Origin of the sequence: uncultured Maricaulis sp. (assembly GCF_947259345.1) — a bacterium.
Lineage (GTDB): Bacteria > Pseudomonadota > Alphaproteobacteria > Caulobacterales > Maricaulaceae > Maricaulis.
The window spans coordinates 58,241-80,404 of sequence record NZ_CAMYLS010000028.1 but is presented as its reverse complement, the minus strand read 5'-3'; the positions used below and the strand labels follow the sequence as shown (position 1 = coordinate 80,404).

At 62.9% G+C, this 22,164-nt stretch carries 14 protein-coding genes and 1 tRNA gene; 5 read left to right on the top strand and 10 right to left on the bottom strand.

From position 1 onward, the window contains the following. The first annotated feature begins 50 nt into the window (after positions 1-50). From Q0X62_RS13295 to Q0X62_RS13280, 4 genes are all read left to right on the top strand, one after another. Entirely contained in the window at positions 51-1,046 is a 996-nt protein-coding gene (locus Q0X62_RS13295; protein ID WP_366946161.1) for a P1 family peptidase, read from the top strand. A gap of 111 nt (positions 1,047-1,157) precedes the next feature. Further along, positions 1,158-1,234, top strand: a tRNA-Arg gene (locus Q0X62_RS13290). A 455-nt stretch (positions 1,235-1,689) separates the two neighbouring features. After that, positions 1,690-3,363 carry a methyl-accepting chemotaxis protein gene (locus tag Q0X62_RS13285; RefSeq protein WP_297736719.1) on the top strand — a complete coding sequence of 558 codons (1,674 nt, stop codon included), beginning with the start codon at positions 1,690-1,692 and terminating at the stop codon, positions 3,361-3,363. A gap of 15 nt (positions 3,364-3,378) precedes the next feature. Continuing rightward, entirely contained in the window at positions 3,379-4,599 is a 1,221-nt protein-coding gene (locus Q0X62_RS13280; protein ID WP_297736716.1) for an alginate export family protein, read from the top strand. Positions 4,600-4,682: 83 nt separating this feature from the next. Here Q0X62_RS13280 and Q0X62_RS13275 read toward each other — a convergent pair whose 3' ends face one another. From Q0X62_RS13275 to Q0X62_RS13265, 3 genes are all read right to left on the bottom strand, one after another. After that, a complete protein-coding gene (locus Q0X62_RS13275; RefSeq protein WP_297736713.1) occupies positions 4,683-5,168 on the bottom strand; it encodes a DJ-1/PfpI family protein in 486 nt (161 codons plus the stop codon). 306 nt (positions 5,169-5,474) lie between these two features. Further along, positions 5,475-6,794 carry an MFS transporter gene (locus tag Q0X62_RS13270; protein ID WP_297736710.1) on the bottom strand — a complete coding sequence of 440 codons (1,320 nt, stop codon included), beginning with the start codon at positions 6,792-6,794 and terminating at the stop codon, positions 5,475-5,477. A gap of 88 nt (positions 6,795-6,882) precedes the next feature. Further along, positions 6,883-7,338 carry an Lrp/AsnC family transcriptional regulator gene (locus tag Q0X62_RS13265; RefSeq protein WP_297736707.1) on the bottom strand — a complete coding sequence of 152 codons (456 nt, stop codon included), beginning with the start codon at positions 7,336-7,338 and terminating at the stop codon, positions 6,883-6,885. A gap of 115 nt (positions 7,339-7,453) precedes the next feature. Here Q0X62_RS13265 and Q0X62_RS13260 point away from each other — a divergent pair, with 115 nt between their 5' ends. Continuing rightward, positions 7,454-9,100, top strand: coding sequence for an aminotransferase class V-fold PLP-dependent enzyme (locus Q0X62_RS13260; RefSeq protein WP_297736704.1), 1,647 nt, complete (start codon positions 7,454-7,456; stop codon positions 9,098-9,100). Positions 9,101-9,106: 6 nt separating this feature from the next. Here Q0X62_RS13260 and Q0X62_RS13255 read toward each other — a convergent pair whose 3' ends face one another. The 7 genes from Q0X62_RS13255 to Q0X62_RS13225 form a co-directional block, all read right to left on the bottom strand. Further along, positions 9,107-9,706 carry a hypothetical protein gene (locus Q0X62_RS13255; protein WP_297736702.1) on the bottom strand — a complete coding sequence of 200 codons (600 nt, stop codon included), beginning with the start codon at positions 9,704-9,706 and terminating at the stop codon, positions 9,107-9,109. A 94-nt stretch (positions 9,707-9,800) separates the two neighbouring features. After that, entirely contained in the window at positions 9,801-10,787 is a 987-nt protein-coding gene (locus Q0X62_RS13250; protein ID WP_297736699.1) for a hypothetical protein, read from the bottom strand. 159 nt (positions 10,788-10,946) lie between these two features. Further along, complete coding sequence (locus Q0X62_RS13245; RefSeq protein WP_297736697.1) at positions 10,947-12,209, bottom strand: DUF819 family protein; 1,263 nt, start codon at positions 12,207-12,209, stop codon at positions 10,947-10,949. Positions 12,210-12,333: 124 nt separating this feature from the next. Next, positions 12,334-14,367 (bottom strand): M13 family metallopeptidase, encoded by a 2,034-nt coding sequence (locus Q0X62_RS13240; RefSeq protein WP_297736694.1) that lies wholly within the window; start codon positions 14,365-14,367, stop codon positions 12,334-12,336. A gap of 141 nt (positions 14,368-14,508) precedes the next feature. Then, a complete protein-coding gene (locus Q0X62_RS13235; RefSeq protein WP_297736691.1) occupies positions 14,509-16,626 on the bottom strand; it encodes a M13 family metallopeptidase in 2,118 nt (705 codons plus the stop codon). Between the two features lie 145 nt (positions 16,627-16,771). Beyond that, positions 16,772-18,841 (bottom strand): M13 family metallopeptidase, encoded by a 2,070-nt coding sequence (locus Q0X62_RS13230; RefSeq protein ID WP_297736688.1) that lies wholly within the window; start codon positions 18,839-18,841, stop codon positions 16,772-16,774. Between the two features lie 78 nt (positions 18,842-18,919). Beyond that, the gene (locus tag Q0X62_RS13225; RefSeq protein WP_297736685.1) at positions 18,920-22,138 is read right to left on the bottom strand and encodes an efflux RND transporter permease subunit; all 3,219 of its coding nucleotides are present in this window, start codon (positions 22,136-22,138) and stop codon (positions 18,920-18,922) included. Positions 22,139-22,164: the final 26 nt, after the last annotated feature.

The window sequence follows — 22,164 nt, the reverse complement described above, 5'->3', positions numbered from 1 at the left end:
AACAATGTCCGGTCAGACTGGACCCGTAACTCACAGATAAGAGGCCGGACATGTCAATGCCAGCACCGCGAAACAGCCTGACCGATATTGCCGGTCTGCGTGTGGGCCAGGTTCATGACGCGGCGGTGAAGACGGGTGTGACCGTCATCCTGCCGGACCAGCGCGCCGTCTGCGCCGTCGATGTGCGTGGCGGTGGTCCCGGCACGCGTGAGACCGATGCCCTGGCCAGCCACACCCTGGTCGATGCGGTCGATGCGATTGTCCTGTCCGGCGGCTCCTCCTACGGGCTGGCCGCCGCGGACGGTGTTGCCGCAGCGCTGGGCGCACGCGGCGACGGTTTTGCCCTGTTTGACATGCCCGGCGTACCGCGGTCGCCGGTCGTGCCGTCCGCCATCCTCTATGATCTGGCCAATGGTGGCGACAAGGCCTGGGGCGAGGCGCCGCCCTATCGCGCGCTCGGCAAGGCGGCCCTAGACGCGGTGAGCGAGACGGTCGAACTGGGCGCTTTCGGGGCTGGTCATGGCGCTCGTGCCGGATTGCACGCAGGCGGAACCGGTACGGCCAGTCTCGACCTTGCGGGTGAGGGCGGGCGCGTTGCGGCGCTGGTCTGTGTCAATAGTTTCGGCTCGGTCACCTTGCCTGGCGCCGATGATGTCTACTGGGCCTGGCCCTACGAGATTGATGGCGAGTTCGGCGGTGCGCGCCCGCCCACAGGCTGGCGTGCAAACCCGGAAGACTGGGGCGCCGCCAAGATGCAGCCCGGTCCGCGCGAGAACACAACGATTGCCGTGGTCGCGACCGATATTGCGCTGTCGCCGGCCCAGGCCCAGCGCCTCGCCATCATGGCCCAGGACGGTCTTGCCCGCGCCATTCGACCGGTTCACACTCCTTTTGACGGAGACGTTGTTTTCGCGATGTCGACCGCAGCCAGACCACTGGGCGAGGGCGGTGAAGCCCATCTTGCCCGACTCGGGTCTGCCGCTGCCGATTGCCTCGCCCGAGCGGTCGCACGGGGCGTTCACGCTGCCCGTCGGCCGGCGCGTTGAGCGGCGCTGCACAAGTCGGTGCATTTGCCGCAATCGGGGACTTGCCATCCCCCAAAGCCGAGGCTAGGTTCCGCGCCTCTTCGGGGCTGAGACCTCGAAGCCATACGGCCTGCACCGGTAGCTCAGTTGGATAGAGCACTAGACTACGAATCTAGGGGTCGGGGGTTCGAATCCTCCCCGGTGCGCCATTTCTTCCCTTGTTCCCGCTCCGCTCGACCCGAGCCTGTCGCTGCCTTCGGCGCCGGGGTCGATGCTCACATGGAACGCGCTCAGGGCTGTGGGGATTTAACTCGAGCCCGCAAGGTGCGCCATTTTTCTCTTTGAGCCTGCTGCGTTGAACATGCGCTGTGCAATGCGGCCGGTTTCGGACTGTGTTCTTGCGCCTGTCCGGGAGCGGTGCCTCGACATGCCAGACACGGTCATCACCTGAATTCGGTATCATGTTACCAGTCCACCTGCCCTCGCAGGTGGTGAGGCTCAGTGGCGCGATGCGTGAACTCCGTTCGACAAATCTGTGCAAGGCGACCGGGTATAAAATATTATCTTTCAGTCGCTTACCGAAGGCTGGGTGGCAGGGTGTGGTTAACTTTCTCGGCGCTTTCTGGGGGCTGATAGCCCGGAATGAACTGAAAAGAACCCGCCCATGTCCGATCGTCTGTATACCCTGTCCCTGAAAGCCCGCCTCTCCCTTTTGGCCGCCGTCTCGGTTGGCCTCCTGCTGGCCTATGTCGTGACCAACGGCCTGCTCCGAAATGCCGTCACCGAGATCGATGAAACGGCGCGTCATGCCACCCTTTCCCTGATGGCGGCGAACACGCTTGAAAAGGATCTGACCTCCCTCCTGCGCGATACCTATCTGATGGCCGCCGAACCGGCCGCCGACCGGATTGATGCGGCCTTGGGCAATCTGGGTGATTTCGAGGTTTCGCTGGCCGAGGCTGAGGCCATCGTCACGCGGGAGCGCTATCTCTCGGCGCTGGCCGGCGTCCGCGCGGACTATTCGGGGCTGAATGCGCTGATCAGCGATGCGGCCCGCAATGTGGCCAGCATGGATGCGCCGGCTGTCTCGCGCTTTGTCGACGCCCTCGCCGGGTTTGATGATCGCATGGACACCCAGATCGAGACGGTGCGTGACGGGGCCCAGGCAGACCTCGATGCGGCCTGGGTCGAACTCGACCGCATGGCGGGCATGACATTCTGGGCCGGAATTGTCGCGATAATCGTCGCTTCTGCCGGCCTCTTCGTGCTGACCCGAATGATTGGCGGGACGATCCGGCAATCCGTGGTCAAGACGCGGGACATTGTGGGGGCTCTGGCGGAAGGCCGCCGCAATGTCGAGATCATCGGCACGGAGCGCACAGACGAGTTCGGGGATCTGGCACGGGCGACCTCCACGCTCCAGGATGCGCTCAGTGCGGCTGACGCGGTTCGCGAGCGGGAGCAGGCCGAGGCTGAGGAAAAAGCCCGTCGACACCAGGCCCGCGAAGAGGCTGTGATCAAGTTCGAGCGCGCCTCGAGCGAACTCCTTGCCAGTGTCATGGCGGCCTCCGAGCAATTGTCAGCATCGGCAACCCAGATGCAGTCCACATCCGGCGAAGCGGCGAGCTTGTCGAATTCCGCCCGCGGTGCCGCCTCCAATGCGGCGTCCAGCGTGCAGGCTGTGGCGGCGGCGTCAGAAGAGCTGGCGGCTTCGATCAGCGAAGTCTCAACCCAGGTCACGCGGACCAGCGAGTTGTCGCAGGAAGCCGGTCACGAAACCGGAACCAGCGCCGAAGTCATCGGTCAGCTCGCCGAGTCCGCCGACGCCATCGGCGCCATTGTTGATCTGATTGACACGATCGCCTCGCAGACCAATCTCCTGGCGCTCAATGCCACGATCGAGGCGGCGCGGGCCGGAGAGGCGGGCAAGGGTTTTGCCGTTGTCGCATCGGAAGTGAAGGCCCTGGCCGAACAGACGACAGGCGCGACCCAGCAGATTGCCGAGAAGATCAACAATATCCAGTCCTCCGCTGAAGCCTGTACGGCCTCGTCGGCGAAAGCGCTGGAAGCGGTCGCCCAGCTCGGTGAGCTGGCGGTGGCCTCGGCCTCGGCCATTGAGCAACAGCGTGTTGCCACCAGCGAGATCGCGCAGTCGGCGCAGCGTGCGCAGGACGGAACCAGCAGCGCCTCGCAGGATGTCGACAAGGTGGCAGAATTCACGCGCCAGACTGATCAGGTGTCGCACTCGGTGCTCACGGCTTCCAGGGAGATGGCGAGCCGCCATGAGGCCTGGAAGGCGGAGTTCGACGAATTCCTCACCAAGATTCGCGCAGCGTGAGCAGGAGTATCATCGATGAAAAACCAATGCTTTGCGGGAATGGGGTGGCTTGTCGCCGGCTTCCTGGTCGTGCCGGTCGCGCAGGCAGATGACGCGCCCGGCACGCTGATCCTGGATGTTCGCGCGCGCCACGAGACGGTCGAGCAGACCGGCAAGCTGGACGCGACCGCGACGACGATCCGGACGCGCCTGGGCTGGCAATCGGCGACCTGGCGTGGCTTCACCTTCCTTGTCGAAGGCGAGACTGTCGTTGCGCTGGGGTCGGATGATTACAATTCCGGCCTCAATGGGCGCAGCGCGTTCGCCACCATCAAGGATGACGACATCACCGAACTCAACCGCCTTCAGCTGAGCTGGGCGGCCAGCGAGCAGGTGAGCGTGACGGTCGGGCGGCAGCTCCTGTCCTTCAACGGCAATCGCTTCATCGGTTCACCGGCCTGGCGTCAGGATCGCAATTCCCATGACGCCGTCCGTATTGATCTTCGGGAGACCGCCTGGTCAGCCAGCTATGTCTACCATGATCGGGTGCTTCGCGGACCGGGCGATGATTTTGACTGGCAGAGCGACAGTCATTTGCTCAATCTCGGATATCGGGTCAATGACGCGGCGTCTCTTGAAGGCTTTGCCTATCTTATCGATCTGACAGACCCGTCAGCGCCGCAGGATCGGTCGAACATGACGGTGGGCGGACGGTTGACCGGCGCCTTGCCGCTCGGCGAGGCGCGGCTGGACTATTCGGCGATGCTGGCGCGGCAGACTGACTATGGCTCATCGACCGCCGACTTTTCGCTCGACTTTGCCAGCTTTGAAGCGCGGGTCAGCGGTTCCGGTGCCAGCCTGATGATCGGCTATGATGTGCTGGAAGGCGATGGCGTGAGCACGATTGCCACGCCGCTTGGCTCGGGCCATGGCTTTCATGGCTGGGCTGATGCGTTCAGTGGCGGCGGTGCGCAGTCGACCGCCGACGGGCTGGAGGACTTGCGTTTTGGCGGGACCTATGGCGCCGAAACCGGCCATGGTTTTGTGACGGCCTGGGAAGTGGGCGCGGTGCATCGCCACTTTACGGCCCAGCGAACGGGCGATGGCCTGGGCCGCGAGTGGGACGCCTGGGTCAATTTTGACCTGCCTCGCAATGTCGGCCTGTCCGTGCAGTTCGCTGACTTCCAGGGAAGTGGCAGCCCGCTCTCGCCGGCGGACCGGACCAAGCAATGGGTTGTGCTCACCTATAGCCGCTGACCGGACCAATCCCTGTCACGCGCCAAAAAAAGAGGCCGGATGCGTGCATCCGGCCTCTTTCATGTTGTACAGCGTTCGACCGGTCAGGCTGGCACCGCCTCGCGGGCCATGCGTCCGGCAACGGCGTCGATGATTTTCCAGTCACTGTCATCATCATCGCTGGCATAGAGCTGGCCGTCGATGAGCGCCGCCGAGGTGGTGTCGGACTGGGGTCCGGCTCCGGCCATGGCGGCGACGATGGCCGCGCTTCCACGCAGGGCGATCACTGGTTTGCCCTTGTCGGCGAAGAGCTTGGACAGGGCTGTCGCGCTCTCGGACTGCGTGGCCGCGTCCTCGAGCAGGACGAGCGCATCATACCCGCTCTCATCGATATCGGCGACGGTTTCCGCGACGGCGAAATTGATCTCCGCAGTGCCATTCTTGCCGCGCAGCAGCGACTGCTGTCCGGACACGAGGACGGCCCGGCGATTGTGACGGGCGAGGGCGTCCGTCGCGGTTTGCAATTGCTGCACATTGACGGACTCGGCGACATAAGCCGCGACGCGGCTGGGGCGGTGACCATGTTTCATCAAGCGGAAAGTCTCCATTGTTGCGGGCGCAGTTCATCCGGCGCCAAAAATTAACGTGGTAGAGGAATAGTGATCACAGCGCCGGAATCAAGTGCCGGGGCTGTTATAAAAATATATCGCTTGTATAAATTGCGGTAGAAAATCAAAAATATTTAAGTGAATTCCAATTTTATTTGCTTGTGATTTCTGCGTGTCACCTCAATGAAGTTTCAAATACTGAAAGTGCAGAATCGTTGAAAGCGGCATTATTGTGCAAATCGCAGTTGGATATAGGCTGTACTCTTGTCGGCCCGCTCGGGCGTCGTGTCAGTCACGCCAGCTCGCATCCTCGAATTCCGCTTCCTGGCTCTCAGACCAGTCGGCATCCTCTTCGGCATGGTCGGTCAATTCGACGACCGAGACCGAAGTGGTGGCCGTCGGTTCGAAATCGCTCTTGTCTTCCTCGCGGACCGGTGCCGTGCCGGAACGGCGGATCAGCATCAGGCCGGTCAGGGAGAAGAGGGCCACGGCCGCAAAGAAGAACAGGCCGGATGGGCCGGTCAGGCTCATGACCGCGGAGGCGACCAGCGGCCCGGCCATGGAGCCGAGCGCCCAGACCATCAGAATGCCGGACATGGTGCTGGTCGCTTGCCCGTCCGGAGCGCGATCGGCGGCATGGGCGACGGCCACGCCGTAATAGGACAGGGCGCCGGCACCCCAGAGCGCAGCGACGGCGAAAATGCCGATGCGCGGGAGGAGGCCGGTGAACAGCGCCAGGACCAGGGCTGCCGCCCCGGCCGTCAGGGCCAGGCCGGCGATCACCATGCGGCGATCAATCCGGTCGGACAGGATGCCGGCCGGCCAGGTGGCAATCACCGAACCGCCGATCATCGCCGCATTGAACAGGGCGGCGGTCTGGGTGACGCTGTCGGCGGCGAAGTCCTGGATGTAGACGGCGTAGAGTTGCAGAACGGCGCCGGAGACCATGCCGGATATCGTGGCGGCGATGATCGCCGAGGGGGCAAAATTCCAGATCTTGACCGGGCTGAAGGGCTGGGTGGTGGGTGCTGCTGGCTCGGCGCGCCGGGTAGCGCAGACAGGGATGAGGCTGGCCGTCAGCAGCGCGGCGACGATCAGGAAACCTGTTGCCGTCCCCGCCGGGGCGCCGGCGACGAGGAAGGGGCCGGCCATGAAGCCAAGCTTCGAGGTGACCAGGTAGAAGCCGAGGATGGCGCCGCGACTCTGGCTGGGGGCGGCATCGGCGATCCAGCTCTCACCGGAGGCCAGGAAGCCGGCGACCGACACACCGATGATGAACTGGATCAGCATCCACCAGGCCATGGCGCCGCTGACATAGAGCGCCGCGGCACCCAGCGACGCGGCTGCGGCAAAACCGGCGATCGCCCGGATATGACCGATCTGCATGATCTCGCGCGGGGCAAGGCGTGCGCCGAGCAAAAAGCCCAGCGCATAGGACGAGACGATGGCGCCGATCTTGAGCGGTCCGGCACCTTGCGACACCAGAGTGAGCGGGCCGACAACCGAGAGCGCGCCGGTCGCGGTCTGCAGGATGGCCAACGCGATGACGATGGCCGCGACATTGCGATAGCTGTCAGTGCCGGACGGTGTGGGCATTTGCGTGGACATGGCGTCTCATCATTCGGGCATCTGGCAGGAAAGGGGGCAGCTTCAAGGACCACGCCGGGTCGTGCAAGGGTGGAGGTGAAGTTTTGCGTCAGACCGGCAATTCGGTGGTGTTCTTGATCGCCTCCATGGCGAAACTGGCACTGACATCGGACAGGGGCGCAATCGCGATCAGTTTCTTGTAGGCCTCGTCATAGGCGCGCACATCCGGCAGGCACAGCTTGATCAGATAATCGATATCCCCGCTCAGCCGATAAAACTCGACCACTTCGGGCATGCGCGCCACGCCTTCGGCAAATCGTTTCAGCCAGGCCGCGTCATGATGGCTGGTGCGCACGGTGACGAAAAGGGTCGCCTGGAGGTCAAGCGCTTCCGGGTCCAGCAAGGCAACATGCTTGCGAATGACGCCCGCTTCTGCGAGCCGCTTCAGGCGCCGGGCGGTCGGGGTCGCGCTCAGCCCGATCAGGTCAGCCAATTCCTGCACCGTCCGGTCGGAATCCTTCTGGACGGCCCGAAGCAGGCGGCGATCATGGTCGTCGAACACCATATTTTTGATCCTGAATGGTGAAAATCACTAACGCCTATCTGTATCACGGTCGGATATTGGTGAAAATATCTCACAGGACGATGTTTTTATAGCGCCTCAACTGCCGGAGGCTCGCATGTCCAAATCGTCCGACCGTCTTGCCGCTATCCGCAATGGGCTGATCGGCGCTGACCGGATGCTGGCGACGCCTTTTGGCCTGAAGCCCTTTCTTTATGCCGATTACACTGCGTCCGGTCGGGCGCTCACCCAGGTCGAGCGCCAGATTGAACGCCTGATGGCGGATTATGCCAATCCGCACAGCGAGGACAGTGCGACCGGCCGGGCCAGCAATCGCTGGATGCGTGAGGCCGAGATGGTGATCCGCAAAGCGGTCAATGCCGCTTCTGATGACTGCCTTTTGCCCTGTGCAGCCGGTGCGACCGGTGCGATCCACAAATTGCAGGAGATCCTGGGCCTGGCCGTGGCGCCCGCCAGCCGCGACGCCCTCGGTGTTGGCGCAGGCCCGGCCGTGAAGACGGTCGTCTTCGTTGGTCCTTATGAACATCACTCCAATGAGCTGAGCTGGCGGGACAGCCTGGCCGAAGTCGTCACAATCGGGCTTGATCCGGCCGGCGGGATCGATATGGCGGCGCTGGAAGCGGCGCTGACCGATCCGCGCTTTGACGGCTGGCGCAAGATCGGGGCCTTCTCGGCGGCGTCGAATGTCACCGGTGTGCGAACGGACATAGCCGGGCTGGCGCACTGCCTGCACGCCCATGATGCCATCCTCTGTCTCGATTGCGCGGCCAGCGCGCCCTATCAGCGCATCGACATGCACCCGGAGCTGGATCCGGACGCGTCGATTGATGCGGTCTATTTCTCGCCGCACAAATTCCTTGGCGGCCCCGGCGCCTGCGGAATTCTCGTCTTCAATGAGCGCCTCTATCGCCGCGACTTGCCGCCGACCCAGAGTGCCGGTGGAACGGTGCGTTATGTCTGGCAGGACGGACATGATTTCCTGGACGGCATTGAAGCGCGCGAACGGGCCGGGACGCCGGGCCTGCCGCAGCTGGTACGCGCAGCCCTGGCGCTGCAGATACAGGCCGAGATTGGCTCTGAAGCGATTGTGGAGCGAGAGCATGCCGCGCTCGACGCGGCATTCATGCGCTGGTGCGACCATTCACGGATCGATGTGCTCGGCCCACAACTGCCGGAGTCACGCCTTGGAATCGTCGCGTTCAATCTGCGTACCGAGGCCGGTGACGTGATCGAACCGCGGTTGGTCACCTTGCTGCTCAATGACCTGTTCGGCATCCAGTCGCGCGCCGGCTGTTCCTGCGCCGGGCCCTATGGTCATCACCTTCTGGGCATTGATGACGCCACCACCCAGTCGATCCGCTCCCGCGTTCTGGCGGGTGATGTCGGCGCGCGCCCGGGCTGGTGTCGGGTCAGCCTGCATTGGGTGATGTCGGAGGCCGAGATCAATTATCTGATCGATGCGGTCTGTTTCCTGGCCGAACATGCGGAATTGTTCGCCGGCTTTTATGACCATGATGCCCGCACCGGGGCCTGGAAATGGGCTGGCGACCCGGTTGACGCCCAGCCCGTCTGGCCGGCCAGCTTGCTTCAGCCTGCCGGGCAGGCCTGCCCGGTTGAGGCCGACATGCCAGAGGCAGATCCCGAGGACCGCTTCAACGCGCCTTTCCGGGCCGCGCGGGACATGGTTCGGGTCTTTCGTGAGGCGCACCTGGATCCGCGCGATGTTCGCCTCGTCAATGCCTGATCCAGGTCAAGCCGGGCGCCGGTATTTCAAGACGCCGCAGCCGTCCAGCAACGCATCCACCCGCGCGCGGTCGTCGTGCGAGAGCGGCGTCCGGCGTGGATAGAGCGGGTTGGCGCGGTCGCGATCATCGATCCACGGTGAATCCCATAACTCCGTCGCCTGGATAAAAGCTCGCGCGCGGGCCTCGCCGCCAGTTTCCAGACAACCGGACAGGCAGGTGTCGACATAGGTCTGCGGGATGGGGTGGTCGGCATCCGCGCGGACTTGTGAGCGATTGACCACGATCCAGTAGCGACCGGGGGGGAGGGGCGTATCATCCGCGTCATCGGGATAAACGCTGGCGGGGTCGACTTCGGTGAAGACATAGCCCCGTTCCCGGTGGCGCAGCTCCGGCGTGATCTCGGTCGGGACCAGGGCTGCGTGCAGGTGGTGGCCCGCCGCATGGCGCACGCCGGCATAGGTGGCGGCCTCGTCGCCATAGCGAACCGTCCAGCCGCGTCGCCAGCCCGTGGCGACAATCGGACGGACCGGCGTCTCGATCCCGGAATAGGTGCGGCGGCTATAGCTGCTGAGCAGGCTGCCATAGCCAATCATGAAATCAGACACGCGCTCTCCCCGGTTGGCGCACACAAGAAAACGGCGCGGATTGCTCCGCGCCGTTTCATTGTGGCGGGGCTGAGCCCGCTGTCCAGCTTGCCTGCTAGCGATTGCGACGCGTGCTGCGGCGCGTGCTGCGCGAGGATGAGTGGCTGTACGACGCCTGGGCGACCGGCACTTCCTCGGAATAGGTATTGGAGTCGGCCGACATGTCGGTCCCGTAGAGATAGGTATTGCCCTGGCTCGACGGCGCGGACTGACGCGAGGCGACCGGCGGGATTTCCGTGCTGGTCGGCGGGTTGTGGCCCGGCAGATTGATCTCCTCGCAATCCACCAGACGCCATTCCCAACGCTCTTCCGAGCGCAGCGAGTAGCGGGTCACGGTCTGCGTCTCGACCGGAATGACATGGCTGTCGACCGTGGCGTGCTGATCGACGACCTGGATGCGATAGGTGTCGCGTTCCTCGGCGATCGGGATTTCCTCGATGCGGGCTTCCTGGACCAGCACATCGCGTGTGATCTGGGCGTATTCCGCCGGATGGCTGATCTCGCGGATATTGGCTGGCTGGACCACGATATTGCGGGTCACGGTCTGGTATTCGCCGGCCTCTTCAACCAGGCACCAGACTTCACCGGTCTCGCTGTCGAAGCGCGTCATCGACGCGCCCGGCACATAGCCGCGACGCCAGACCATGCGCGGTTCACGTACGAGGATGGTTTCGGTCACCGTGTCATGGACGGCGGGTACGACTTCATACTCGACATAGGCCGGGCGGATCTGGACGGTCTCGGTCACCGTCTCGTAGACGGGCTCGTGCACAATGTAGCGCATGCCGGCTTCACGCGAGATGTATTCGCGGTACTCCTCGCGCAGGCGCGGCGGCGCCACATCGTAGCGCTCATAGGAGTCCTGCGTGGTGATCTGCTCGGAATAGGTATCGTATTCCGGCGCGATGCGAACGCGCGCATAACATTCACCGGTCGCCGCGGTCGCGGGCGGGTCCGGCGGGAACCATTCCTGGTCACCCGCATGCGCGGCGGTGGCTGTAAGCAGTGCGACGGCACTGGCGCACAAGAGTTGCTTTTTCATCCTGAATCCCCCCTTGGAATTGTCGGAGGACGCGCCCTGCAGACTCGCCCTGATTAACCAACGTTAACGGAAGCGAGGGGTATCGTTAAGAAATAATCCGTCTTTGCGGTCACTTTCAACTCTCAGGCGAAAAGCGGGCCATCCACTTCGTTCTCCACGCTAAATGGACGCCCCCATCATGAACATCATGATGTAGCCGGTCATCATGGCAGCCCAGGTCCCGACGATGTAGCCGACCACGGCCAGCAGGACGCCCACCGGGGCCAGTGACGGGTGGAAGGCAGCCGCCACGACCGGCGCCGAGGCGGCGCCGCCGATATTGGCCTTCGAGCCGACCGCGATGAAAAAGGTCGGCGCCTTGATCAGCCAGGCGACCAGTAGCAACAGGCCGACATGGACCAGCATCCAGATGAGGCCGATCAGGAAAAATTCCGTGTTGCGGAAGATCGCGGTGATATCCATCCGCATCCCGATCGTCGCGACCAGGACGTAAATGAAGACCGAGCCGACTTTCATCGAACCGACGCCGGTGAGCTGCCTGGCCTTTGTGAAGGACAGGGCAACCCCGATGATGGTGGCCGACAGCATCAACCAGAAGAAACCGGAATTGAGGCCCAGATCGGCCAGGCCCGGGTAGTTGGCGCCGATCCACGGGCCCATGATATCCGCGACAATGTGCGACAGGCCCATCGCCCCCAGCCCGAAGCCGAGGATGATCATCAAATCCTTCAGCTCGGGAATCCGGGCATTGGTCTTTTCAAAGCCCTCGGCCTTCTCGCGCAGGGCATCGACGGCGCTGGAATCGGCCTTGAGCGCCTTGTCGATCCGCTTGGCATTGGCGACGCCGAGCAGGAGGAAGGCCATCCAGATATTGGCGACGATGATGTCGACCGCGATCCAGGCCGAATAGACCTCGTTGCCGACACCGAAGAATTCATACATCGCCGCCTGGTTGGCGCCGCCGCCGATCCAGGTGCCGGCCACCGTCGCCATGCCGCGCCAGACCGCATCCGGGCCGGTCACGCCGATCAGGTCGGGGAAAAGGATGCTGGCGATGAAGAGGGCGATCGGCCCACCGATCACCACGCCGATCGTGCCGGTGAAGAACATGATCAGCGCCTTGGGTCCCAGCTTGAAGGTCGCCGGCAGGTCGGCCGACATGGTCAAGAGAACCAGCGCCGCCGGCAGGAGATAGCGCGAGGCGACGAAATAGGTCTGCGAGGCTTCCGGGTCGACAATGTTGAAGAGGTTCAGAAGCGAAGGCAGGAAATAGCACAGCAGAAGGGGCGGGAAGATCCGGTAGAAGCCCTTGGTCAGCTTGTTGTCCAGGCCGGAAGTCCAGAAGACCGCCCCGAGCAGGACGGCCAACAGGCCCATGACAATGGCATCATTGCTGAACAGCGGCGCGGCTTCGGCTTCCATGGATATTCCCCCGGTGGACTTTCCCCGGTCGGGATTGGAGGCGGTTTGCGATGGCTTGGCAAGGTGTGGACGCAAAACGGCCCGACGTTCCCGCCGGGCCGTTTCACCGGTCGCTGGACCTATCCTACCAGATGGAGACGCGCTCCTCCGGCGGCAGGTAGAGGTCATTGTCCTCGGTGACACCGAAAGCCTCATACCAGGCGTCCATATTGCGAACGACGCCATTGGCACGGTACTGGCCGGGGCTGTGCGGGTCGGAGAGGAGTTGACTGCGCGCCGCGTCATCCAGCTGGATCACGCGCCAGACTTGGGCCCAGGACATGAAGAAGCGCTGGTCACCAGTGAAGCCATCCATTTCCGGAGCCGCTTCGCCATGGTCGGCCAGATACATCTGGTAGGCGCGATAGGCCATGGAGAGGCCGCCGATATCGCCGATATTTTCACCCAGGGTCAGCTCACCATCGACATTCATGCCTTCAATGGGTGAGAACGCGCCATACTGGGCGACAATCTGATCGGTGCGGGCATCGAATTGCTCGCGGCTGGCATCGGTCCACCAATTGCGCAGCACGCCATCACCGTCCGACTGACTGCCCTGGTCGTCGAAACCATGGCCGATCTCGTGACCGATCACGGCACCGATGCCGCCGAAATTGACGGCCGGATCGGCGTTGGGGTCGAAGAAGGGCGGCTGCAGGATGGCGGCCGGGAAGACGATCTGGTTGCCGGTGGAATTGTAGTAGGCGTTCACCGTTTGCGGTGACATGCCCCATTCCCAGTCTCGGATCGGTCCGCGCAGGCGGGCCCGGCTGTCGGCGCGGAACCAGGCATTGATGCGCCAGGCATTGCCGAACAGGTCATCGGGGCGGATCTCGATGTCGGAATAGTCCGGCCAGACGTCCGGATATCCGATCTTGGGCAGGAATTTGTCGAGCTTGTCGAGCGCTTCGGCCCGGGTTGCGTCATCCATCCATTCCAGCGTTTCGATACGCTCGGTGAGGGCGCGGCGCAGATAGTCGACCAGCTCTTCCATCTGGGCCTTGTGGTCTGGCGGGAAGTATTGATCGACATAGATCTGGCCGATGGCCTGGCCCAGATTGCCATTGACGAACTGGATGGCGCGGCGATCGCGGGGACGCGGTTCCTGCGCCCCGCCCAGGGTCCGGCCCCAGAAGTCGAAGGAGCGATTATAGATCTCTTCCGACAGCAGATTGGTGTTCGAATTGACATAGCTGAAGGTCAGATAATCGCGCCAGGTCTCGACCGGCGTCTCGGCAAAGACGGCCGCGAGGCCCTCGATGGCCGAGGTCTGGGAGACGATGAAATTCTCCTGGTCGGCATAATCGGCGGTCTCGAAGAAGGCATCCCAGTCAAAGCCGGCGCCGAGTGCGCGGACCTCCTCGAGGCTTGCCGGATTATAGGTGGCGACGCGGTCGCGCGTCTGGGCCGGTGTCCAATGGGTCTCCGCCATGGCCGTCTCGAGCGCGATGATGCGGTCGGCGCGCGCTTCGCCATCCGCGAGCCCGAGGAAGCCGAACACATCGGCGATATAGGCGCGATAGGCCTCGCGATACTCCACGAAGCGATCATCTTCGAGCAGGTAGTAGTCCCGCGTGGGCAGGTGCAGCCCGCCCTGGTTGAGGTAAAGGATGTAGTGGCTGGGATCGCCTTCATTGCGCTGGACCGAGGTGCCGAAGATGGAGGCATAGCCCAGCTGGCCCATCACCGCGGCGATATCCTCATGCGTTTCGGCCTCATTGATCGGCGCCAGGCCGGGGCGGACCGGGTCGATGCCAGCGGCATTGATGGCCTCGACATTCATGTAGGAGGCGTAGAGATCGCCGACCTGCTGCGCCAGTGTGCCGGCCGGCGCATTGGCGGCCGCGCTGTCGCGGATAATGCCCTCAATGCGTTCCTCGGACTGAAGGTAGAGTTCGTGGAAGGCGGTGTAGGACGAAAAGCCGGCCGGGATCTCGGTCGTCTCGAGCCAGCCTTCATTGACGTAGCGGAAAAAGTCGTCGCCCGGTGCCAGCGTGTCGCTGACATGCTGGGTCTCGACGCCCCAGTCACCCAAAAGGGCATCCTGGGCGAGACCGGGCGAGATGGCGGCGATGGACAGGGCGAGGCCGGCCACGCCGGCGCGCAAGATGGATTTCATGGTGAACCCCCGAGGTTACGGTTTCAGACGCCATAAATTGGAATCGGCCGGTCATCGCCGCGATGGGGATTTGATTAAGCTTGCGCAATGCAAAACGGCCCGGCGTTTCCGCCGGGCCGCTGCATTGAATTGGGTTGAACCCTACCAGATCGAGACGCGCTCTTCCCGGGCCAGATAGAGCTCGTGATCCTCGGTCACGCCGAAGGCTTCATACCAGGCGTCCTGGTTGCGCAGGGCGCCATTGATCCGGTACTGCGCCGGGGAGTGCGGCCCCTGGCGGAGTTGGCGGACAAGCGCCTGCTCGGTGTAGAGGTTCCGCCAGACCTGACCCCAGGCCATGTAGAAACGCTGGTCGCCGGTGAAACCGTCCAGGACCGGGGCTTCCCCGCCATGGTCGGCGAGGTAGAGCTGGTAGGCGCGGTAGGCCATGGACAGGCCGCCGACATCACCGATGTTTTCACCCAGCGACAAGCGACCATTCACGAATTCACCCTCGATCGGCGAGAACTCGCTGTACTGGGCCGCCAGCTGGTCCGTGCGCTCGTCGAAATTGCCGCGGCTCAGCTCGGTCCACCAGTCACGGAGCACGCCGTCGCCGTCAGAGCGGCTGCCCTGGTCGTCAAAGCCATGGCCCATTTCGTGACCGATCACCGCACCGATACCCCCGAAATTGACGGCCGGGTCGGCATAGGGGTCAAAGAAGGGACCCTGCAGGATGGCTGCGGGGAAAACGATCTCGTTCGCGGTGGGGGAATAATAGGCATTCACCGTCTGCGGAGACATGCCCCATTCCCAATCGCGGATCGGACCACGCAGGCGTTCCCGGCTATCCGCCCGGAACCACTCCGCGATGCGTTCGGAATTGCCGAACAGGTCGTCAGGACGGATCTCGATCGAGGAATAATCCGGCCACTGATCGGGATAGCCGATTTTGGGTGTGAAGTTCTCGAATTTTTCGATCGCGCCGGCACGGGTCTCCTCGTCCATCCAGTCGAGCGTTTCGAGACGTTCGCGCAGGGCCATGCCGAGATAATCGACGAGGACTTCCATCTGCTCTTTGTATTCCGGCGGGAAGTATTGCTCGACATAGATCTGGCCGAGCGCCATGCCCATCGCGCCGTTGACATACTGAATGGCCCGCGATTCCAGCGGTCGCGGCTCTTCAACACCCGACAGGGTGCGATTGTAGAAATCGAAGGAGCGCTCGTAGAAGGCCGGCGTCAGCGAGCCGCGATTGCTCGACAGGTAGCGGAAGGTCAGCCAGTCCTGCCAGGTCTCGACCGGCACTTCGGTGAACAGGGTCGCCAGCGACTGGATGGCTGTGTCCTGACGGATCACGACTTCGGTCTGGTCCGCGAAGTCGAGCGCATCCATGAAGGCGGTCCAGTTGAATCCCGGTGCGCTGGAGGCCAGCTCTTCCGTCGTCATGAGATTATAGGTGCGGGTCCGGTCGCGGCTTTCCTCGCGCGTCCAGTGGACCTCGGCAAAGGCGGTTTCCAGATCGAGAATGCGCTGGGCACGCTCTGCGCCACCGTCCATGCCGATGAAGCCGAATGTGTCGGCGATGTATTCGACATAGGCGTCGCGGAACGCCTGGTAGCGATCGGTTTCCTCGAGATAGTAATCGCGGGTCGGCAGGCCGAGCCCGCTCTGGCTGACACCGACGATGTAGCGATCCGGGTTGCCCTGGTCGCGGGTCACGCCGGCGCCGAAGATCGAAGCCGTACCGGGCACACCCATCAGGGTTGCGATGTCGTCATGGCTGCTGGCCTCCGCGATGCGATCGATCATCGGCTGGGCCGGCTCGAACCCGCGGGCCTCGAGCGTTTCCTGATCCATGTAGGCCGCGTAGAGGTCGCCGATCTGCTGCTGAGGTTCGCCGGCGGCTGCATCGGCCGAGCTGGCTTCCTCGATAATGCCGTTGATACGCTCTTCGGAGAGCAGGAAAAGCTCGGTGAAGGATCCGAAGCGCGAGAAGCCCTGCGGCATCTCGACCGAGTCGAGCCAGCCGCCATTCACATAGCGGTTGAAGTCGTCACCCGGATGAACCGTGGTGTCGACATACTGGGTCTCGATGCCCCAGCTGCCGAGGCGCGGGTCACCGGCAGACGGGTCGCCGACAACCGTCGCGGACGCGGTAGCCCCGGTCTCGCCCGAAACGGACGTATCGGTGTCATTGGCGGCTTCCGGCGTCTCGCCGCTCGGCGAGCAGGCCGCCATCAGAGCCACGCAGGCGCTGGTCAGCAGAAGCTTTTTCATGGTGTTTCCCCTAAGAGCAAAATCGTTGGCGGAAACACTAGTGCGCTGAGGCCGGGGCGCAATACACCGGCACCGTCTCTTACAGCCCTGTAATGAATACGGCCCGACATGGCTGCCGGGCCGCTTCATCAGTTCAGGATCAACCCTACCAGATGGAGACGCGTTCTTCCGGCGGCAGGTAGAGGTCATTGTCCTCGGTCACACCGAAGGCCTCGTACCAGGCATCGAGATTCCGCACGACACCATTGGTCCGGTATTGCGACGGGCTGTGCGGGTCGGTGGCGAGACGGTTGATCAGATTGTCTCTGCGGTAGAGGCGACGCCAGACCTGGGCCCAGGCCAGGAAGAAGCGCTGCTCGCCCGTGAAGCCGTCAATGACCGGCGCCTGGCCGTCACAGCAGGAATCGAGATGATGCTGATAGGCGGTGAAGGCCATCTGGAGACCGCCGAGGTCTCCGATATTCTCGCCCATCGTGAATTCGCCATTCACGAAACGCCCTTCAACCGGTGAATAGCCGGAATACTGGGCGCCGAGGCGGTCGGCCCGGGACTCGAAACGCTCATTGGTCTCTTCAGTCCACCAGTCTCGGATCGAGCCGTCATAATCGAAGCGGCGACCCTGATCATCGAAGCCGTGGCCGATTTCGTGGCCAATCACCGCGCCAATGGCACCGTAATTGATCGCCGCATCAGCATGCGGATCGAAGAAGGGCGCCTGCAGGATGCCGGCCGGGAAGGTGATCTGGTTCATCAGCGGGTTGTAGGACGCATTGACCGTCTGCGGCGGGTAAGGCCAGGCGTCGCGATCGACCGGCCCTTCAAGGTCAGCGAGTTGTTCAGCCCACTGGAATTCCGCGAGGCGCGTCAAATTGCCGAACAGATCGTCCGACCGGACTTCGAGGGCGGAATAGTCCTGCCATTCATCCGGATAACCGATGCGCGGCTCAAAGGTGGACAGCTTTTGCAACGCGTTGGCACGGGTCGCGTCATCCATCCATTCCAGCGCTTCCAACCGGCCTTCAAAGGCCGTGACCAGATTGGCCACCAGCTCTTCCATGGCGGTTTTGGATTCCGGCGGGAAATGACGTTCGACATAAACCTGTCCAACGGCTTCGCCGAGCTGGCCACCGACAAGGTTGACGCCGCGGCGATCACGTGGGCGTTGCTCCTCGATCCCGTTCAGCGTGGTGCCGAACATGGCGAAGTTGGCCGCGTCGAAAGCCTCCGGCAGGGCACCGGCATTGGAGCGGATGTAGTGGAAGGTCATGTAGTCCTGCCAGACATCGACTGGCGTCTCCTCGAAGATCTGGCCGGCCGCTTCAATCGCGCTCGGCTGGGCGACGAGATAGGTGGCGACACCGTCGAGGCCGAGCTGTTCCATGCCGGCATCAAAATTCAGCTGCGGCGCGAGGGCGGCGAGCTGGTCCATCGGCATGGGATTGTAGATCTTCTGGATGTCGCGGCTGTCTTCCTGGCTCCAATGCGTCTCGGCGATCCGCATTTCCAGGTCGAAAATGGCCTGGGCCTTGGATGCGCCGTCTTCCATGCCGGCCAGATCGAAAATCTGCTCGATGAAGGCGAGATAAGCATCGCGGTAGCTCTGATTGTCTTCTTCCAGGTAGAAATCGCGATCCGGCAGGCCGAGACCGGCCTGGCCGACGAAAACCGTGTAGCGTGTAGTGTCGGCTGGATCGGGGATGATGCCGACGCCATAGGGCGACTGGTGGTGGATGGTCGCGAACAGCGCATTGATGTCGTCATGCGTCTCGGCGGCTGCGATCTCGTCGAGATAGGGTTGAGCCGGAGCGAGGCCGAGCTGGTCGATGGTCGAGGTGTCCATCCAGCTGCCATAGAGATCGCCGACCTTTTGTTCGATCGTGCCGTTGGCCGCATCCTGAGCGGCGAGCTCGAGAATGATGTCCTGGACCTGTTCCTCGGCCTCGATCGCGAGCACGGTGAACATGCCATAATTCGAGCGGTCGGACGGGATCTGAGTTGTGTCGAGCCAGGTGCCGTTGGCGTAGCGATAGAAATCATTACCGGCGACGACGTCGGTATCCATGCCCTCAAGGTCGAAACCCCAGCTGCCGATTTCCGGGCTGCCCGTCATAGCGGTCGCCTGGGTTTCGGTCTGGGCCGTCTCGCTCGGTGCCTCGGCCGGTTGGCAGGCTGCGGTAAGCGCCAGAACGGCGGTGCTCAGCAAGAGCTTTTTCATTCTTTGATCCCCTTGTTTTTTAGTCCAGGACGCAAAAACGCCCCGCGCTAGATACAACGCGGGGCGCCTTGAGGCCAATTATTCGGCAGGTGAGTGGTCGAGATGACCTGCCTGCTCGCCATGGGCGAAGTCGGTGTCGGTGTAATGCTCACCCAGGGCGGGCTGTTTCTTGCCGGTCCACACCATCCGGAAGAAGCGGGCGATGTCGACCCCGATCGCGTACATGGCCGGAACCATGATCAGCGTCAGGAAGAGGGCGAAGATGACCGCGAAGCCCAGGGCGACAACCATTGGCTTGAGGAATTCCGCCTGCGTCGAGCGCTCGGCCATCATCGGGAAGATACCGAGGAAGGTGGTGACCGAGGTCAGCAGGATCGGGCGGAAGCGCTGCACGCCGGCATCGACCAGGGCCTGGAAGGCCCCGACGCCATTGGCGCGCAGCCGGTTCACGAAGTCGATCAGCACCAGATTGTCATTGATGACAACGCCCGCTGCCGCCCCGACCCCGAAATAGGAGAAGAGGGCGATCGGCATGTCGAACAGATAATGTCCGAAGATGGCGCCGGTCAGCGAGAACGGGATGGCGATCATGATCACGATCGGCTGGAAGTAGGAGCGGAAGGCGATCGCCAGCAGCAGGTACATCGAGATCAGGGCAAAGGCGAGCAGGACCATGACTTCCGCCATGAATTCGCGTTCGCCTTCGGCCTGGCCGATCTCGTCACGGGAAACGTGCGGGAAGCGGGCCTCGAAGGTCTGCCAGTAATTCTCGCTCAGCGCCGTCGTGATGTCGCCGCGCGCGGCCGGGTCTGACAATTCAGCGCTCACCGTGATGGTGCGCATGCCATTGCGACGATTGATCCGGTTCAGGCCCGGTGCAAAGTCGGCCTCGGCGACCGCGGCCAGCGGCACTTCACGTCCGTCGGCGGTGCGGATGCGGATATCGCGGAAAGTATCCAGCGACCGGCGCGAGGCTTCGTCGAGGCGGATCATGACCCGTACGTCCTGACCGTCACGCGGCAGGCGTTGGGCTTCGACACCGTAGAAGGACTGCCGCACCTGATTGGTGACATCGGCGAGGGTCAGGCCGAGCGCCTGGGCGTTCGGACGCAGGCGGACCTGCAATTCCTCGGTCGAGGTCTGCATGCTGTCGACGACATCATACAGGGTGTCATAGCTGCGCAGTTGTTCCTTCAGGTCATCGGCGGCGGCCCGCAACTCGTCCAGATTCTGACCGGAGAGGGCGAAACGCATGCCATTGCCACCATTATTGATGGTCGAGTCGAGGCGGATTTCCTCGGCATCCGGGATCGGACCCAGGAATTCGCGGATCTGTGCGGCGACTTCCGAAGTCGGCAGGTTGCCCGGGCGATCTTCCGGATCTGCCAGCGTGATCCAGGCGCGGATGCGACCATCCGTGGCCAGGGTCGAGCGGCTTTCGATCATGTCGACTTCGCCGGGGAATTGCTCGCGGTAATAGCGGAGCGCTTCGTCCTGGGCGCGGTCGAGTTGCTGACGGACCTGCTCGGTCCGACCCCAGGGCGTGCCCTCGGCCAGCGTGATCGAGGTCTGGATCGTCTCATTCTCGATCTGCGGCATGAAGACCGATCCGACGCGGTTGGTCATCATCAGCGAGATGGAGATCACGAAGATCAGGAAGAAGCCGAAGAAGGTCGCATAACGATTGCGGATACACGCCTTGGCGACCGGGCGATAGACGCCTCGGGCAAAGCTGAGAAGCGTGCCGGCAATGGCGCGCTGCATCGCAATCAGCGGGCCAAAGAAGCCCGTATTCGTTTGCGGCTTCATGTGCGAGAGGTGAGCCGGCAGGATGAGCAGAGACTCGATCAGCGAGAAGGCCAGGGCCGCGATCACGACAAGCGAGATCTGGCGGGTGAACTGGACTTCCGGACCGGTCAGCAACATCCAGGGCGAGAACATCATGATCGTCGTGATGACCGCGAAAATGACCGGCTTGGCCACCATTTGGGTGCCGACGATCGACGCCGTCAGGCCGGGTTCGCCCCGTTCCACCCTGTCATAGATATTCTCGCCGACCACGATGGCATCATCGACGACGATACCGATCACCAGCAGGAAGGCGAACAGCGACAGCATGTTCAAGGTCACGCCCATCATGGGCAGGATCAGGAAGGCACCGCCGAAGGCGACGAAAATCCCGATGGTGACCCAGAAAGCAACGATGGGGCGCAGGAAAAGAAAGAGAACGATCAGAACCAGCAATCCACCGAACAGGGCGGAATTGGCGATCGTTTCCATGCGGCCCGTATACATTTCCGAATTGTCCCACCACAGCGAGAGGTGGACGCCATCGGGCAATTCCAGGCGCTTGCGGTCGATATAGTCGCGAACCTGCTGCGAGGTGTCGACGACGTCGATATTCGGCGAGGTCTCCACCACGACCAGCACCATGGACTCGCCATTATAGGTCGCTTCCAGGTTGAAGTCCGAGAAGCCATCCGTGACCTGGGCCACATCGCTGACGCGCAGCGTGCCGCCATCCGAGGTCTGACGGATGATGATTTCCTCGAATTCCGGGGCTGTATCGGCCAGCTGGCGCGAGGTGATGCTGACATCGCCCAGCTCCGTCCGGACGCTGCCGGCCGAGGCATTGAGCGAGCTTGAGCGCACAGCGCGAACGATCTCGTCAAAGGTCAGGTCATAGCGGCGCAGGTTTTCCTCGGAGACCTCGATCGAGACCTCCTCGCCGCGCGTTGCCCACATATTGACGATGGAGGCGCCAGGCAGCTGGGCAACCTCGTCGCGGATCTCGCGGCCAATGGCCTGCAAATCACGTCGTTCGGCGCTGCCGTGAACGGCAAAACCGACGACCTGATCCTGTGAGCGCCACGGCGTTACCACAGGGCGGAAGGCCGATTGCGGCAAGTTGTTGACGGAATCGACTTCCAGCTTGATGGCGTCGATGAACTCGCCGACATCGACCGAGCGCTTGCCCTCGATATTGATATTGCCGCCGCCTTCGCGGGCGGTGGAGGTGATCGTCTCGATGCCGTCCATGTCGGACAGCGCTTCCTCGATCCGCACGATGATCTGTTCTTCGACCTCTTGCGGGGAGGCGCCGGGCCAGGCCACGGAGACGCTGGCACCGTTCACCGAGACGGTCGGGAAGACCTCGCGGTTGAGCGAGTTATAGCCGATGAAACCGCCAACAACGGCGATGATCATGACCAGGTTGGCGGCGACGGTATTCCGTGCCCACCAGCCGACAATGCCGCCCCGCGGGGCTTCTTCATGAGTGGTGTTGGGATCGGTCATCGCCGTTGTCCTCCGTCTGGTTCGGT